This is a genomic window from Microbispora bryophytorum, from assembly GCF_006874465.1.
Lineage (GTDB): Bacteria > Actinomycetota > Actinomycetes > Streptosporangiales > Streptosporangiaceae > Microbispora > Microbispora bryophytorum.
Genome location: NZ_VIRL01000012.1, coordinates 216,240 through 231,446, shown reverse-complemented (window position 1 = coordinate 231,446; position 15,207 = coordinate 216,240). Strand labels below are relative to the sequence as shown.

At 70.0% G+C, this 15,207-nt stretch carries 11 protein-coding genes; 5 read left to right on the top strand and 6 right to left on the bottom strand.

From position 1 onward, the window contains the following. Window positions 1-13 precede the first annotated feature (13 nt). Window positions 14-352, bottom strand: a complete 339-nt coding sequence (locus FLX07_RS38880; protein WP_167748352.1) for a patatin-like phospholipase family protein — start codon at window positions 350-352, stop codon at window positions 14-16. Window positions 353-568: 216 nt separating this feature from the next. Between FLX07_RS38880 and FLX07_RS21970 the strand changes: the two genes are divergently transcribed. From FLX07_RS21970 to FLX07_RS21955, 4 genes are all read left to right on the top strand, one after another. Beyond that, window positions 569-2,479, top strand: a complete 1,911-nt coding sequence (locus tag FLX07_RS21970) for an MGMT family protein (RefSeq protein ID WP_142572844.1) — start codon at window positions 569-571, stop codon at window positions 2,477-2,479. A 254-nt stretch (window positions 2,480-2,733) separates the two neighbouring features. After that, window positions 2,734-3,459: an NUDIX hydrolase gene (locus FLX07_RS21965; RefSeq protein WP_142572842.1), complete on the top strand. Its 726-nt coding sequence runs from the start codon at window positions 2,734-2,736 to the stop codon at window positions 3,457-3,459. Between the two features lie 4 nt (window positions 3,460-3,463). Then, window positions 3,464-4,630 carry a 5'-methylthioadenosine/S-adenosylhomocysteine nucleosidase gene (locus tag FLX07_RS21960; protein ID WP_142572840.1) on the top strand — a complete coding sequence of 389 codons (1,167 nt, stop codon included), beginning with the start codon at window positions 3,464-3,466 and terminating at the stop codon, window positions 4,628-4,630. After that, window positions 4,627-6,612, top strand: coding sequence for a hypothetical protein (locus tag FLX07_RS21955; RefSeq protein ID WP_142572838.1), 1,986 nt, complete (start codon window positions 4,627-4,629; stop codon window positions 6,610-6,612). Before FLX07_RS21960 ends, FLX07_RS21955 begins: the two co-directional genes overlap by 4 nt. Window positions 6,613-6,729: 117 nt before the next feature. On the opposite strand, the gene FLX07_RS21950 is transcribed toward FLX07_RS21955, so the two are convergent. From FLX07_RS21950 to FLX07_RS21940, 3 genes are all read right to left on the bottom strand, one after another. After that, a complete protein-coding gene (locus FLX07_RS21950) occupies window positions 6,730-7,941 on the bottom strand; it encodes an acyl-CoA dehydrogenase family protein (protein WP_142572836.1) in 1,212 nt (403 codons plus the stop codon). 57 nt (window positions 7,942-7,998) lie between these two features. Continuing rightward, window positions 7,999-8,964 carry a glucosyl-3-phosphoglycerate synthase gene (locus tag FLX07_RS21945; RefSeq protein ID WP_189105041.1) on the bottom strand — a complete coding sequence of 322 codons (966 nt, stop codon included), beginning with the start codon at window positions 8,962-8,964 and terminating at the stop codon, window positions 7,999-8,001. A gap of 125 nt (window positions 8,965-9,089) precedes the next feature. Then, window positions 9,090-10,562: a helix-turn-helix domain-containing protein gene (locus FLX07_RS21940; protein ID WP_373292594.1), complete on the bottom strand. Its 1,473-nt coding sequence runs from the start codon at window positions 10,560-10,562 to the stop codon at window positions 9,090-9,092. A gap of 244 nt (window positions 10,563-10,806) precedes the next feature. Here FLX07_RS21940 and aceA point away from each other — a divergent pair, with 244 nt between their 5' ends. Then, on the top strand, window positions 10,807-12,099 hold the full coding sequence (aceA, locus tag FLX07_RS21935) for an isocitrate lyase (RefSeq protein ID WP_142572832.1): 1,293 nt from the start codon (window positions 10,807-10,809) through the stop codon (window positions 12,097-12,099). Window positions 12,100-12,129: 30 nt separating this feature from the next. Here the strand turns inward: aceA and FLX07_RS21930 are convergent, their stop codons facing one another. Together FLX07_RS21930 and FLX07_RS21925 are read right to left on the bottom strand one after the other, a co-directional pair. Next, window positions 12,130-12,933, bottom strand: coding sequence for an ABC transporter ATP-binding protein (locus FLX07_RS21930; protein ID WP_142572830.1), 804 nt, complete (start codon window positions 12,931-12,933; stop codon window positions 12,130-12,132). Window positions 12,934-12,978: 45 nt separating this feature from the next. Beyond that, the gene (locus tag FLX07_RS21925; RefSeq protein ID WP_142572828.1) at window positions 12,979-14,736 is read right to left on the bottom strand and encodes a serine/threonine-protein kinase; all 1,758 of its coding nucleotides are present in this window, start codon (window positions 14,734-14,736) and stop codon (window positions 12,979-12,981) included. Window positions 14,737-15,207 lie beyond the last annotated feature (471 nt).

Sequence of the window (15,207 nt, the reverse complement as noted above, 5' to 3'; positions counted from 1 at the left end):
TACAGGGCCCGGATCACCGCGCTGGCCAGCAGGGCCGGCAGCCGCGGGCCCCCGCGACAGGACCACCGGCCGCCCCGTCCGCACATCCGCGGTGAGCACCGACAACGGCGTCCGCGTCTCTCCAGGCGCCGGATCGGCAGGATGCGGTCGAGGAACCGCCGCAGGGACGAGTTGTCGAACAGGTAGTTCCGGCGGCCGAGCGCGGCCGCGGCCAGCGTGGCCGGATTGATCGGGAAGGCACCACGCCCGCGGCGTCGGGGCGGGAGGCGTAGTAGGCGCCGTTGAGCGCCCCGATGGAGGCGCCGACCACCATGTCGGCGCGGATTCCGTGAGCGGTGAGCGCGCGGAGCATGCCGACCTGCGCGGCTCCCAGCTGCCGCCTCCCCACAGGATGAACGCCGTCGTCATCGACCGCTTCCCCACGTTCCCGGCCCCGGGCCCCCTTCCTACCCGTACGCCCTTGTTTCACCCGCCGTCCGGAGAGGTGAGGGTTGCGTGAGACGGGGGACTTTCACCGAGCCTTTGTTTATCCTGCCGGGGCGACAGTCGAAAGGCAGGAATCCCCCCGATGGCCTACGCCGACAAGATCTCTCCCATTCTCCGCGCCACGCTCGAGCTCCTGCGCGAGACCGGACGGCCGCTGCGGCCCGAAGAGGTACGCAACGAAGTCGAAAGCAGAGTGACGATCCCCTCGGAGCTCCGGGGGCTCAACGCGCACGGCCAGGCGCGGTGGTGGGCGCAACTGGGCTTCCGCACGGGAGAGGCCGCGTCGCTCGGCTGGATGACCAAACGGAACGGCTGGGCGATCACCGAAGCCGGCGTCCGCGCGCTCGACGACTTCGAAGGCACCGAGCTGTATCGCGAGCTGGCGCGTCAGTACCGGGCGAGGAGGCTGCCGCCCCAGGGTCGTGTCTACAGCGACCCCCGCTGGAACGTCGTCCTGGAGGCCCTGGAGCGTCTGGAACCGGGCCACTGGACCACGTACGGCGACCTGGCGGCCCTGGTCGGCATGTCGCCGCAGTCGGTGGGAGGCTTCATGGCCGAGAGCGCCGACACGGACCATGCTCATCGGGTCCTGCAGTCGGGAGGGCGGATCTCCCCCCAGTTCCGCTGGCTGGACCCGGAACGGACCGATGATCCGCGTGAGGTGCTCGAAAAGGAAGGCCTGACCTTCGACCACGCCGGCCGCGCCGACCCGCAGCGGCACATCACCGCCGATCGCTTCCGCACGATCCTCGCCGAGGGCGGTGTCGTCCTCCCGCCGACGGGCGGTCCCCAGCCTCCGCCTCCCCCCGACCCGACTCCTGCCGCGTTCGAGCAGTTCCAGCAGAACCTCGAGTACGCCCGGCAGCTCGTCGACGGCGGCCGCAGCCTGGAACGACTCGGGGTCGGCTCCTTCGACGTCACCGACCTCTACCGCGCGGCCTGGACTCAGGCCGTGGCGGCCCTCGACCACTGGGTCACGCGCGAGATCGTCGATCGGGCCGTTACCCTCGCGCTGACCCCGGGAGAGCCCCGCCCCCACAAGTTCACCAACCTGAGCATCCCCGTGGAGTTGTTCGAGGACATCCACCACCGCAACGAAGACCTCGGCAAGGCCTTCCGTGCGCATCTCGAGCGCCATTTCTCCTTCATGACCTTCCAGAACCCGGAAAAGATCAAGGAAGGGTTCGCGCACGTCAGCACGGTGAACCTCTGGGTGAAGGTCGCCCAGGTCCTGACCGGACAGGACGTGAAGAATCCGATCACCGCGGACGGCGTCCGGACGAGGCTGCGGGATATCGCCTGGCGCAGGAACAACATCGCCCACACCGCCGACCACGATCCGGTACGCCCCGGGCAGAAGGCCCCGATCACCGCCGACGAAGCGGAGGCGACGATCGACTGGCTCGAAACCATGGCCATCGCCATCCAACTGGCCGTCGGCGACACCCTTTCCGTCCCGAGTCCCGACAGCCCGAGCGAGATGCGAGGCACCCCTTCGACAGCGGTAACAGGACAGGCCACCGGCTCCCGGATGAAGCGCACCTGGGACGAGCCCGGCTTCCTCCGGGCCGTCGAGCAGTACTGTCCCACCGACGTTCGCGAGACGCTACTGGCCGTCTATCGCCACGCCGAGAGCCACCCGTCCTTCCACGAGTACTACTTCGGTGATGGCGAGTATCCGTCGGTGACCGCCTGGTTCAATCTCGGCTCGGACACCGCCTCCGTATGGAGCATCTACACGAGCCCGGCCAAGTCCGTCATGGCCGTCAACTTCGGGTCCATCCGCCAGCACGGCGCCTCAGAAGAACGGATGGCACGCCTCGCCGAAAGGCTCGGCGCCCTACCGGGATCGGCCCGTCTCCGCGACCAGCTCGAAGCCGCCGACTACGCGAAATACCCGTCGCTCCAGCCGGCCGCCCTCGCACGCCCGGAGTCCCGGGAGGTCATCGTCACGGCCCTGAACGAGTTCCTGACCGGCGAAACACCTCACTGACCGCTCAGCGGCAGGGCGTCCGGGCCGGGCTCCTGACGCTACAGCCCCGAGCTGGGGAGGACGATCAGGCGTGGCCCACCAAGTGGCGGCCTGCGGACACCTCGCGCCTCCGGCGCACCCGGCTGCGCACTTCCTCGTCGCTCAGCGAAGCATGTTCATGCCTGACCTGCGCCCGGCTCGGCCACGTTCCGCGGTTGATACGTCTTACCTCGCGGCTATTTTTGTCAGCTTGACAAGAAGCTAGTCTCTGCCGCATGACCCAGGACCAATGGGTGCCGCCCGTCGTGCTCCTCGCCGTTGACCTTGTGATCCTGACATTGCGCCAGTCACACCTACACGTGCTGCTCGTCGAGCGCGGCATCGAGCCGTATAGGGGTGCCCTCGCGCTACCCGGTGGATTTCTTCAGCACGCCGAGGAGGACATCACCGTCGCGGCGCACCGGGAGCTGTCCGAGGAAGCCGACCTCGACCTCGAAACCCTCAGCCTTGAACAACTGGGCGTGTACGGAGACCCGGGTCGCGACCCGCGTGGCCGAGTGGTGTCGGTGGCGTACCTGGCCATCGCACCCCGCCTACCGGAGCCGACCGCAGGAACGGATGCAGCCGCCGCAGGATGGCAGCCCATTGAGCGAGTGCTCTCCGGCGACCTCACGCTCGCCTTCGACCACCAGCGCATAATCACGGATGGTGTAGAGCGCGCTCGCGTCAAGCTTGAGCGCTCCTCCCTTGCCACGGCCTTCTGTGGACCGACATTCACCATCACCGATCTGCAAGACGTGTACGAGGCGGTCTGGGGGATCCCACTCGACCCCAGGAACTTCTACCGCAAGGTCCAGAAGACCGAAGGGTTCATCGTCCCTGCCGGGACAGCCCGCAAAGCCACTACTGGCCGACCGGCCCGGTTGTTCCGGGCCGGTCCCTGCACAGTCCTCTATCCGCCGATGGTCCGGCCCACCGAATCGCCGAGCGAAAAGGAGTAGGAGAGTGACTGACCGCCCGATCGTGATCCTCACCGCGCTAGACCTGGAATATCAAGCGATCCGAAAGAGGCTGCTCGATCCGGAGTTGCACCGTCATCAGCACGGCACCCGTTTCGAGATCGGCCGCCTTTCCAACAGCCACTGCCGGCTGGCCCTGGCCCATGTCGGGACGGGGAACCAGTCGGCGGCCGTACTGGCCGAACGCGCAATCGCCGAGTTCGCTCCGGCCGCTCTGCTATTCGTGGGTGTGGCGGGCGCCCTGCACTCCCACATCGCCCTCGGGGACGTCGTTGTTGCAACCCGCATCTACGCTTACCACGGAGGGACGAGCGAGGACGACGGGCTTAAGAGCCGCCCCCGCGCTTGGGAAACCTCACATGCCGCCGATCAAATCGCACGACACATCGGCCGCACCGATTCGTGGACGCGCGGCCTCCCCGATGCTGGCCGCCTTCCACATGTGCACTTCGGCCCGATCGCGGCCGGTGAGGTAGTCCTGAACTCCAAAGTGTCGGGATATGCCCGATGGATCCAGCAAAACTACAACGACGCTCTCGCTATCGAGATGGAAGGCGCTGGAGTGGCCCAGGCCGGCCATTTGAACGGCGCGATGCCCGTGGTCGTCATCAGGGGCATCAGCGACCGGGCCGACGGGACCAAGGAAGTGACGGACCGCGATCAGTGGCAGCAGCGGGCGGTGGCCAATGCCGCGGCGTTCGCGGCGGCGCTAGCCGAAGAGATCACCACTGAGGACGAGGACGGCGGCTGGCAGGCGACGAAGACGACTGCGGGAGGGCCCGGCATGCGTGGGCACGAGGTGACGTACAACATCGCAGGCGGCAATGCGCGCGTGGGAGTGCAGGCCGGCATCGTCCACGGCGGCATTCGGCTCGGCTTCGAGCCTGATCGGCCGACCGACCTGGCGGAGGCGCTCGTCAGGTTCCGCTCCCAGCTCAAGCGCGCGCGGGACGACGGTCACCTTGACGAGGACACCTACGCCGCGGCTCAGGCGGAGCTAGGCGTGGCCGAGGAGGCTCTGCAGACAAAGGTGCCGCAGAGCAAGGGCAGGCTGACCTTGGCGCTCAAGAAGTTGCGCGGGTTGATCAGCGATGTCGGCGAGTTGGCAACGGAGCTGGCTGCCATCATTGCTCTCGCGCAGGCCCTGTCATGACGCCATCCGACAACACCGCAGCGAACTTCGCTTCCGACGATGCTCAGGTCGGCGTGCAGGGCATCGTGCACGGCGATGTCTACTATTACGCAGTCGCCCCGGATTCGCCGGCAGACAAGAAGTTCGAGATCGGCGTGCGTTTCCTTGAGGGCGGTGCGGCGGGTCGAGGACTGCGGCTCATCGACGAGGCAGTCGCATCCGGCTACGTGACGAACCAGGTGTGCTTCTACTGGCCGCTCGCCATGGTCAGCGGCAGGACCCGCCGGGAACTGTCCGCCCAGGAGGCGGCCCGCCTCCGCGGCTCGGATCGCTTCCTCCCGCTCAGCGGCGACGACTCCTGGGCCGATGGTGTGCGGACCATTCGCCGGCTTCTGGACGCCGCGGAGAAACCCGACGTGGACGTCCGCCGTCTGATGATGGAGCTCGACGAGCTCCGCCCGACTCAGCGGATCATGATCCTGCGCCATATGGAGCTGTTCCTCGACGGGTCGATCAAGGACCAGCTGTGGCACCTCACACTGCGGGACGCCTGTAAGCAGCAGAAGGCCGGTAGCCGCCAGGACCGGGTCTGGAAGTTCTTCCAGCCGGAGCCGGCCGCTCCCCTGGTACGGCAGCCCGAACAGCCGACAGTTCCCGGTGCCACCTGGCTCAGGGCGGTGGCGGGGACGCTGGTGTCCGTCCCGGCAACCGCGCACATCGGCCTGCTGCTGGTTCAGGGTGGCCGGGTCTCCGCTCTGCTCGCCTACCTGCTGAGCATCATCGGGGGTTGTTTCGCCGCCCGTGCGGGCCTGGAATGGCGCTTCCGTTCCGGCCGCCGTCAGGCGATGGACGAGGCGTACGCGCCGGCACCACGCCCCAGCACCGACACGCCCCCTGATCGCCTCGCGCGGAGAATCGACCACCAACTCGCGTACTACCTCGCCAAGTACATGCCGAACGGTATGGACCGCGAGGTGTGGCTCACGTGGACGGCCGGTATCCGCAGGCGCATTCGGGACGAGGTGGCGGACGCCTATCGCGACATGGGTTTCAAGGTCGACGCGTTCAACTGGCTGATTCGCCGCCGGGCCGCTGAAGTGGCGCGCCGATGGGACAACGGCAGGCTGTGGAGCTACCGTCGGGAACTGGCCACTCCCCGGCGCACGATGGCGACAGCGGTGCTTGGTGCGATGGCCCTTGCCGCCGGAGGAGCCTGGGCGGTGAGCGGCGCGCTGCAGACCGGCGGACCTGCCGGGATTCCGTCGGTCGTCCTGGCCGTCGCGGCCGGCTGGATCGCTGGGAGTGCCTGGCTGCAGATCGCCCTCGAACGCCGCCGACACAACGCCGACATATCTGACTTCAAGAAACTGTCGGCCGAGTGCGATATGGCCTACGACCTATGGAAGAAGCGGCTTGCCGACAAGCCCGACGACGGGGAGATGGCCGCCTGGCTGGACTGCGATCGCAAAGTGCTGCTGGACGAGGCGCTGCGGCACTATCGGCTCAAGATGAGCGACGTCGTCGCTTACGCCTTCATCGAGGCGCGGAACGGTTCCGCAACCCGGGCGCGGATACAGGGCGGTCCCTGGCGATACCGGAAGTATGAGATGAAGATCTTCCTCATCACCGCCGACGGGGTACGGCAGTGCAACGCCAGGCTGCACTTCGCGGACGGCACCTTTCAAGACCGGAATCGGCTGAACTACCGCTTCGAGGCGGTCACGGCCGTCCACGTGCGGCAGGCGGACGACAACTCTCATACCTTCGAGCTCTCCCTCATGGACGGCCAGAAGATCACCGCTCAGATGATCGGGCCGGAGCTCGAGGAGAACCAAGAGTCCGAGGATCCAGAAGAGGTCTCCGAGGTATCTCTGGATGCGGCCGGGCTGCGCCACACTCTGCATGTCCTCGAGGGTGTCGCGGCGGAGGGCAAGGCGTGGATGACCCGTGAGCGCCGCCGCGGCGCGAACGGCCTGGATGACCCTGGGTGTCCCGCCGCGTAGGCGGGCCGGGAGCGTGCGACTCCGCCGGCGGCCGAAACGGCAGCCGGCGGTAGAGACCGAGTACGCACCTCATCGAAGTGCTGGGCCCGCCGGGACCTCAGCCCGCGGCAACCTCGGCTAACGGACGGGGAGGCCGGTGACGGAGCGGCCGATGATGAGGCGCTGGATCTCGCTGGTGCCCTCGAAGATGGTGAAGATCTTCGCGTCGCGGTGGAAGCGCTCGACCGGGTGCTCGCGGGTGTAACCCGCCCCGCCGAGGATCTGGATGGCCTGCTCGGTCGTCCAGACGGCCGTCTCGCTGGCGACCAGCTTGCTCATCGACCCTTCGGCCTGCTCGAACCGGCGGCCGTGCCGAGCCATCCACGCCGCCCGCCAGGTCATCAGCCGGGCGACGTCCACCCGGGTTGCCATGTCGGCGAGCAGGAACGCGACGGCCTGGTTCTCCCCGATCCTGCGGCCGAACTGCTCGCGCTCCCGGGCGTAGTCCCGGGCGTACTCATAGCCCGCACGGGCGACGCCGACGGCCATGGCGGCGACGAGTGGGCGGGTGGTCTCGAAGGTCCGCATAGCGGCCTGCTCACCGGACCGCGCGCCGGCGCGCACCCGGGCGAGCCGCTCGTCCAGCTTCTCCTTGCCGCCCACCAGGCACCGGCCGGGCACCCGTACGTTGTCAAGGACGACCTCGGCGGTGTGCGAGGCGCGGATGCCGTGCTTTTTGAACTTCTGCCCCTGGGACAGGCCGCGCGTACCCGGCGGGACGACGAAGGACGCCTGGCCCCGGGTGCCCAGGGTGGGGTCGACCGAGGCCACGACGATGTGGACGTCGGCGATGCCGCCGTTGGTCACCCAGGTCTTCACGCCGTTGAGGACCCATTCGTCCTTCGCCTCGTCGTAGACGGCCCGCGTCCTGATCGCGCCGACGTCGCTGCCCGCGTCGGGCTCCGAGGAGCAGAACGCGCCGAGCTTGACGTCGTCGGCGGTGCCGAACATCTGGGGCAGCCACTCCCCCATCTGTTCGGGGGTGCCGTTCGCGGCGATGGAGGCGGCGGCGAGGCCGGTGCCCACGATCGACAGGCCGATCCCGGCGTCCCCCCAGAACAGCTCCTCGAACGCCACGGGCAGGCCGAGCCCCGACTCCTCGAACCACTGCTGGGCGAAGAAGTCCAGCGAGTACAGCCCGATCTTGGCGGCCTCCTGGATGACCGGCCAGGGCGTCTCCTCGCGCTCGTCCCACTCCACCCCAGCCGGGCGGACGACGTCGCGGGCGAACTCGTGGACCCAGGTGCGCAGCTCGCGAAGGTCGTCGCTCAACTCGGGACAGAAGGTCATCGGGGGCTCTCCTCTTCTCGGTGTTACCAACGGTAACAGCACGGCGGAAGGAGCCGATCAGCGCAGCCGGGACGCGTACTGCGGGACCGTCGCCATCGGCGGGCGCTCGGCCACCCCGACGTCCCGCGTCAGCGGGCGGTGCCCGGCGGGCCCCCGCTCGAACTGGACGAGCCGGGTGGACGGCTCGTGCAACGGAACGATTTTGTCCTGGCGCTCGAGCCGCGCCCAGGCAGTGTGCATGATCTGCCCGGCCATCCCGCCGAGCGCCTCCGTGGACTGGTGGGAGTGGACCCGGCGGCCCAGGTCGACCTGGGCGAGCGCGTCGAGCCCGAGCATGTCCAGGAGGTCGATGAGGAGCCCCAGCTCCACGCCGTACCCGGTGACGAACGGCACGCGTTCCAGGACCGCGCGGCGGCCGGCGTACTCGCCCGCGAGCGGCTGCACGAATCCGGCCAGCAGCGGCCAGTGCAGGTTGAGCAGCGGCCGGGCGACCAGTTCGGTGACCCTGCCCCCGGCGTTCGGTTCCCTCGCGCCGAGCAGGGGCCGGTCGTAGCACGCCTTCACGTACCCGACCGCGGGGTCGGTCAGCAGGGGCCCCAGCAGTCCGGTCACGAACGAGGTCCGGAACTCGCGCAGGTCGGCGTCGACGAACACCACCAGGTCGCCGGTCGTCACCGCGAGGGACTTCCAGAGCGCCTCGCCCTTGCCGTCGTAGCGCGGATCGTGCAGCTCGGGCAGGATCTCGTCCTGCGCGAAGACCTTCGCTCCGGCGCGTAACGCCTGCTCCGCCGTGCCGTCCGACGACCGGGAGTCGATCACGACCAGCTCGTCCACGAGCGGCACCGCCTCGACGAGGTCGCGCCGCACGGCGGAGACGATCTCCCCAACCGTCTCCTCCTCGTTCCTCGCGGGCAGCACCACCGAAACGGTGGCGCGTCCCTTCGCGGACAGCAGGGCGCGGGCCGGCCAGTCGGCCGCCGACGAGGTACGCCGACTCAGCCAGGCCTCCACCTCAGGCAGCACGCCCGCCCTCCCCCTGTCCGCCACGTTCACTGGCATCACCTTATGCGGCGGGCGGAAGGAGGCGATCAGCGCGATCCCCTCCCGGCGCGAGCACCCCGCCACGCCGTGCATCGGGGCGGCGCGGCTCAGCCGTGGGCGGCGTGGCGCTCCAGGAAGGCGTACACGTCGGCCTCGTCGACACCGGGGAACGACCCGGGCGGCAGCGCGGCGAGCACGTGGGAGTTGGCGCGCGCCGACGGCCAGGCGTAGCCCTCCCAGCGCTGCGCGAGCTCGGCCGGCGGGCGGCGGCAGCACTCGCCGTTCGGGCAGTTCGACTTGGTGCGGTGGGTGGTCTCGCGCCCGCGGAACCACCGCGACTCCCGGTACGGCACGCCCAGCGTGATCGCGAAGTCCTTCTCCTGCGACGGGTCCACGTGGGCGATGCAGAAGTACGTCCCGGTGGGCGAGTCGGAGTACTGGTAGTACAGCGAGAACCTGTCGGGCGAGAGGAACACCTGGCGGCCCGACCACTGCCGGCACATCCGCTGGCCCTCGATCGCCCCCTGCTCGTCGGCGGGGAAGACGATCCCGTCGTTCTCGTACGCCTTGTAGATGATCCCTCCGGCGTCGTTGCGCACGAAGTGGCAGACGAGGTCGAGATGGCGGGTCGCGAGGTTGGTGAACCGGTGCGCCGCCATCTCGTAGGACACCGCGAACACGTCGCGCAGGTCCTCCACCGACAGCGCCTTGTCCTGCTTGGCCTCCCGCAGGTACGGCGCGGCCGCCGCCTCGGGCACGAGGACGGCCGCGGCGAAGTAGTTGGCCTCCACCCGCTGGCGCAGGAAGTCGGCGAAGTCGCGCGGCTTGTGGTGCTGGAGCGCGATGTGCCCGAGGGTCTGCAGCAGCACGGTACGCGGCGTGTGCATGCCCAGCTGCTGGCGTTTGACGTAGATGCGCCGGTTGCGCAGGTCGGTCACCGACCGCGCCGACCGCGGCAGGTCGGGCGCGGTGTGCACGGCGAACCCGAAGTGCGACACGAGTGCCTGGACGGTGCTCTCCGACAGTGCGCCGGTCCGGTAGCCGACGGCGGTCAGGGCCTCGGCGGCGGCCTTCTCGATCTCCTCGAAGTAGTTGCCCAGCTCGCGCTGCCTGCGCCGCAGCTCGGCGTTGGCCGCCCTCGCCTCCTCCGGCGTGGCCGTGCCCTTCGCCTCCCTGGCCTTGAGCTCCTCGAACAGGCCGAGGATGTGCTCGAGCACGTCGTTGGGCACCCGTGAGGAGACCTTCAGCCTGCTCAGTCCGAGCCCCGCGTAGAGCGGGTCGCGCTGGGCCTCCTCCAGGGCGATCTCAAGCTGGGCTCGCCGGTTCGGCGCCTGCCTGCGCAGCAGCTCCTCCACCGGCACGTTCAGCGCCGCGGCCAGCGACTTCAGCAGCGAGAGCTTGGGCTCGCGCTTGCCGTTCTCCAGCAGCGACAGCTGGCTGGGCGCACGCCCGACCCGATCGCCGAGGTCGGAGAGCGTGAGACCGCGCTGCTTGCGCAGGTGCTTGAGCCGCTGGCCGAAGGCCAGGAGATCGAGCTCGTGCGTCAAAGACAGCGGTTCTTCGCCCAGAACGGAGGTCATAGACCGATCTTACGCGGAAAATCGGCGTTTCTTCCATCGGCGCGAGATCGACACCGGTCGGATTGGTCTAGTCCACAGCGGAAACTCTGCGTTTCTTCACCTTCGAATACCCGCGAGTCTTACCTGAGGAAGAATATTTGGCGTTCTTTCGCCCGATGCCTCCTTGTGAGTGTCTTGATATCGACACAAACTCGAAGCAAGCCCCCAGGTGACGACAACGTACGCAACAAGGGAGTGACCGGAGATGTCGGATCGCCTCACCGCAGCCGCCCAGCGGCTGCAGCAGGACTGGGACACCAATCCGCGGTGGACGAACGTCGAGCGGACCTACACGGCCGAAGACGTGGTCCGCCTGCGCGGCTCGGTGCAGGAGGAGCACACGCTGGCCCGGCTGGGCGCGGAGCGCCTCTGGAGCCTGCTGCACCAGGAGGACTACGTCCACGCCCTGGGCGCGCTGACCGGCAACCAGGCGGTCCAGCAGGTGAGGGCGGGCCTCAAGGCCATCTACCTGTCCGGCTGGCAGGTGGCCGCCGACGCCAACCTCAGCGGTCACACCTACCCCGACCAGAGCCTCTACCCGGCCAACTCGGTCCCCGCCGTGGTCCGCCGGATCAACAACGCGCTGCTGCGCGCCGACCAGATCAGCTGGGCCGAGGGCGACGAGGACGCACCGCACTGGCCGGCGCCCATCGTCGCCGACGCCGAGGCCGGCTTCGGCGGCGTGCTCAACGCGTTCGAGCTGATGAAGGCCATGATCGAGGCCGGCGCCGCGGGCGTGCACTGGGAGGACCAGCTCGCCTCGGAGAAGAAGTGCGGCCACCTCGGCGGCAAGGTGCTGATCCCCACCGGCCAGCACATCAAGACCCTCAACGCGGCCCGCCTCGCGGCCGACGTGGCGGGCGTCGCCTCCCTGATCATCGCGCGGACCGACGCCCAGGCCGCGACCCTCCTGACCAGCGACGTCGACCCGCGCGACCGCGCCTTCTGCACCGGCGACCGCACCGCCGAGGGCTTCTACCGGATCCGCAACGGCGTCGACGCCTGCGTCGCCAGGGGCATCGCCTACGCGCCGTACGCAGACCTGCTCTGGATGGAGACCTCCACGCCCGACCTCGACGTGGCCCGCCAGTTCGCCGAGGCGATCAAGCGGGAGCACCCCGACCAGATGCTGGCCTACAACTGCTCGCCGTCGTTCAACTGGAAGAAACACCTGGACGACGCGACGATCGCGAAGTTCCAGCGCGAGCTGGGCCACATGGGGTACAAGTTCCAGTTCATCACCCTGGCCGGCTTCCACTCGCTGAACTACTCGATGTTCGACCTGGCCCGCGGCTACGCCCAGGAGGGCATGCCGGCGTACGTCGGGCTCCAGGAGGCCGAGTTCGCCGCCGAGCAGCACGGCTACACCGCCACCCGCCACCAGCGCGAGGTCGGCACCGGATACTTCGACCTGGTCAGCACGGCCATCTCGCCGGACTCCTCCACGACGGCCCTGAAGGGCTCGACGGAGGAGGCGCAGTTCGCCGCGGCTCACTAACTAACCACAGCGGACATCCCGGACGGCCGGTCAGACGCGCTGCGCGCGGGCGTACCACCGGCCGTCCAGCGAGTCGATGCGCAGCCTCCGGCCGAAGCACTCGGACAGCTTCGGCCCGGTGAGCACCTCTCCCACGGGACCGGCGGTCAGGATGCGGGTGTCCCGCATCAGCAGGGCGTGCGTGGTCGTGGCCGGCACCTCCTCCAGATGGTGCGTCACCATCACGGTCGTGAGCGCCTGGCGGGTGCGGGCCAGGTCCTCCAGCGCCTCGATCAGGTCCTCCCGAGCCGGCAGGTCGAGGCCCGCGAACGGCTCGTCGAACAGCAGGATCGCCGGGTCGGCCATCAGCGCCCTGGCCACCCGGACCCGGGCCCGCTCTCCCTGCGAGCACACCTGGAACCTGCGGTCGGCCAGGTCCTTGCAGCCGAGGTCGGCCAGCAGCCGGTGCGCCCGCTCCCGCTCCTCCTCGCCGTACCGGTCCCACAGCGGCGCGCTCGTCCCGGTGTGCCCGGTGAGCACGACGGTCAACGCGGTCGCGCCCTCCTCCTCCAGCAGCGACTCGTCCACGAGCCGCTGGCTCGCCGCGACCAGGCCGATGCTCCGGCGCAGTTCCCGCAGGTCGACCGCGCCGAGCCGCCGCCCGAGCACCGTGGCCGTCCCCGAGCTCGGGTGCCGTACGGCCGCGGCCACCGAGAGCATCGTCGTCTTGCCGGCGCCGTTGGGGCCGAGGATCACCCAGTGCTGACCGTGCTCCACCCGCCAGCCGGCGCCGGTCACCAGAGTCCGGCCGACCACGCGGACGGTCACGTCGTCGAGTTCGAGAGCTGCTTCCATGGACACACAGCATGCTGCATGGAGGCATCCGGCCGGGACGTCGTTTCAGGGTATGGACGGCGCGGGGGTGGCCACCACGCTGGGCGGTTGGCTCTCCGGCGGCGGGCTCGGGCTCGGCGGGGGCGACTCCCCGTCGCCCCACTGCGGCTCCTGGCTGATCACCGGCGGAATCGGCGGGCGGGTCTGCCCCGGCTGGCCCCCCGGCTGACCCGGCTGACCGGGCTGACCGCCCCGTCCGGGCCGGCCCCCCTGTCCGGGCTGACCGCCGCGTCCGGGCCGGCCGGGCCGGTCTGGGTGTGCCGGTGGGGAGGGCCGAGAGGAACCGCAGTCTTTCGGCCCTCCGGTGACGCAGTGCCCGCCGCCGGGCGGACGCAGGGTGGCTCCGGCCGCCGAGGGCGAGGGCGCCGAGGTCGTCCGCCCGCCGTCTTCGGTCGCCGGCCCGGGAACCGTCCCGGGCGGCGGCATCGTCCGCGTGGCCGTCACCGTCACCCTGGGCCGGGCGCCGTCCACGATGGGCACCACCGGCGGCCGGGCGGTGCCGAGCACGTCCTCCGGCGGCAGGGCGCTGTCCTCACCGGGGATGACCACGGGCAGCGCGGGCGGCGGATCGGCCGTGCTGTTCATGTGGGCCGACCCGGCGCCCGCCGCCACCACCGTCACCGCCGCGATCGTCACGGTGGCGAGCGCCGCGAAGCCCGCGTGGGACACCTGCGTCCGCGAGCGCGCCGCCCTGCGCCGCGCCACCCTGCCCTGTGTGGACCCGCCCTGTGCCGACCCACCCTGTGCCCATCCGCCCTGTGTCGGGTTCTGTGCCGCTTCCCGGGAGTCCCTGCCCCGCGTGCGCCGCCCCCGCGCGGCCCGGCCGGTGATCCCCGACGGATGAGGCACGGGCTGCCAGATCTCGTCGAGCACGGCGGCGACCGCCCGCCGGGGGTCGGCGGTCCCGTGGACCCCGCCCGCCGCGAGCAGGGAGGCGAGCAACCAGGCCGCGTCCGGACGGTCGGCAGGCTCGCGCCGCAGCGCCGCCGCCACGCCGCCCCACAGCGGCTTCGGCACGGCGTCGATCCGCGGCTCCTCGACCAGGATGCGCCGGGTGAGCACGTCGAGGTCGCCGGCGCCGAACGGATGCAGCCCGGTCGCCGCGAACGCGACCAGGCAGCCCCAGGAGAAGACGTCCGAGGCGGGGATGGCGTGGTGGCCGCGAAGCCGCTCGGGGGAGACCCAGCCCGGACTGCCCATGATCTGCCCGGCCTGCGTGTGCGCCATCGCGACGTCGAGGTCGCGGGCGATCCCGAAGTCGATGACGAACGGCCCGTGCGGCGACAGCAGCACGTTGCCGGGCTTGAGGTCCCGGTGGACGAGACCGGCCTCGTGGGTGGCCACGAGCGCGGCGGCCGTGCCGAGGGCCACGCCGTACGCGAGGTCGGGGGTGAGCGGCCCCCGGGCGGCCACCACCTGGGAGAGCGCGGGGCCGGGGACGTATTCGCTGACGAGGTACGGCCGCTCGCCGTCCAGGCCGTCCTCGATGACGGCGGCCGTGCAGAACGGCACCACGCGCCGGGAGAGCGCGACCTCCTCGGCGAAGCGAACCCGCAGAGTGGGGTCTCCCAGGTGCACCGGATGCGGCGTCTTCAGCGCGACGTACCCCCCGCCGGGGTGCTCGGCCAGGTAGACCACGCCCATTCCGCCGCTGCCCAGCCGGCCGAGCAGCAGGTAGCGCCCGATGACGACCGGATCGCCCACGGTCAGCGGGCGCACACCGGGTGGCATGCCGTTCTGGGAAGCCGTTCCGCCACGTGCCATACGGAAGCTACCTCTCTCGAAGTGCCGCACAGCCACTGTGGCCGGTTGGAACGCGCCACGTGCTCAAGTAGCGGCAAGCGGCATGAGAGGTAAGCCCAATGGCACCTTTCGGTTAGGCCAGATAGAGAAGCCGCAGGTCACATAGGCCTCATTTGCCACAAATCAGCGCCGCTCTCCCCAAGGGGGTGCCCCTGATCGCCGCACGACGGCCGCCCCTGCGGCGAGCTACGCCCGCCGTCCCCCGATCCCCGCCCGAACACGCTCTCCGCCGTTCGCCGGAATCGGATCACGGTCACGACCTGAGCGCACGCGACCCCCCGCCCCGCGTGATCGAACACCCAGTGATCGCAGGCCGGGTGCGTGACCCCTCTTCGAGCATTCGCAATATCGCTCGCCTGCGGCAATTCGTGTGCCTCGTGTGCACGCCGTTCCGGTCATCCGCTTTTCCGGCCGGCGGCGAGCGGGAGTGCC

Excerpts from the sequence above, each read along its gene's own strand:
- FLX07_RS38880 (WP_167748352.1), bottom strand. The coding sequence starts at position 352 with ATGCTCCGCGCGCTCACCGCTCACGGAATCCGCGCCGACATGGTGGTC.
- FLX07_RS21970 (WP_142572844.1), top strand. The coding sequence starts at position 569 with ATGGCCTACGCCGACAAGATCTCTCCCATTCTCCGCGCCACGCTCGAG.
- FLX07_RS21965 (WP_142572842.1), top strand. The coding sequence starts at position 2,734 with ATGACCCAGGACCAATGGGTGCCGCCCGTCGTGCTCCTCGCCGTTGAC.
- FLX07_RS21955 (WP_142572838.1), top strand. The coding sequence starts at position 4,627 with ATGACGCCATCCGACAACACCGCAGCGAACTTCGCTTCCGACGATGCT.
- FLX07_RS21950 (WP_142572836.1), bottom strand. The coding sequence starts at position 7,941 with ATGACCTTCTGTCCCGAGTTGAGCGACGACCTTCGCGAGCTGCGCACC.
- FLX07_RS21940 (WP_373292594.1), bottom strand. The coding sequence starts at position 10,562 with ATGACCTCCGTTCTGGGCGAAGAACCGCTGTCTTTGACGCACGAGCTC.
- aceA (WP_142572832.1), top strand. The coding sequence starts at position 10,807 with ATGTCGGATCGCCTCACCGCAGCCGCCCAGCGGCTGCAGCAGGACTGG.
- FLX07_RS21930 (WP_142572830.1), bottom strand. The coding sequence starts at position 12,933 with ATGGAAGCAGCTCTCGAACTCGACGACGTGACCGTCCGCGTGGTCGGC.
- FLX07_RS21925 (WP_142572828.1), bottom strand. The coding sequence starts at position 14,736 with ATGGCACGTGGCGGAACGGCTTCCCAGAACGGCATGCCACCCGGTGTG.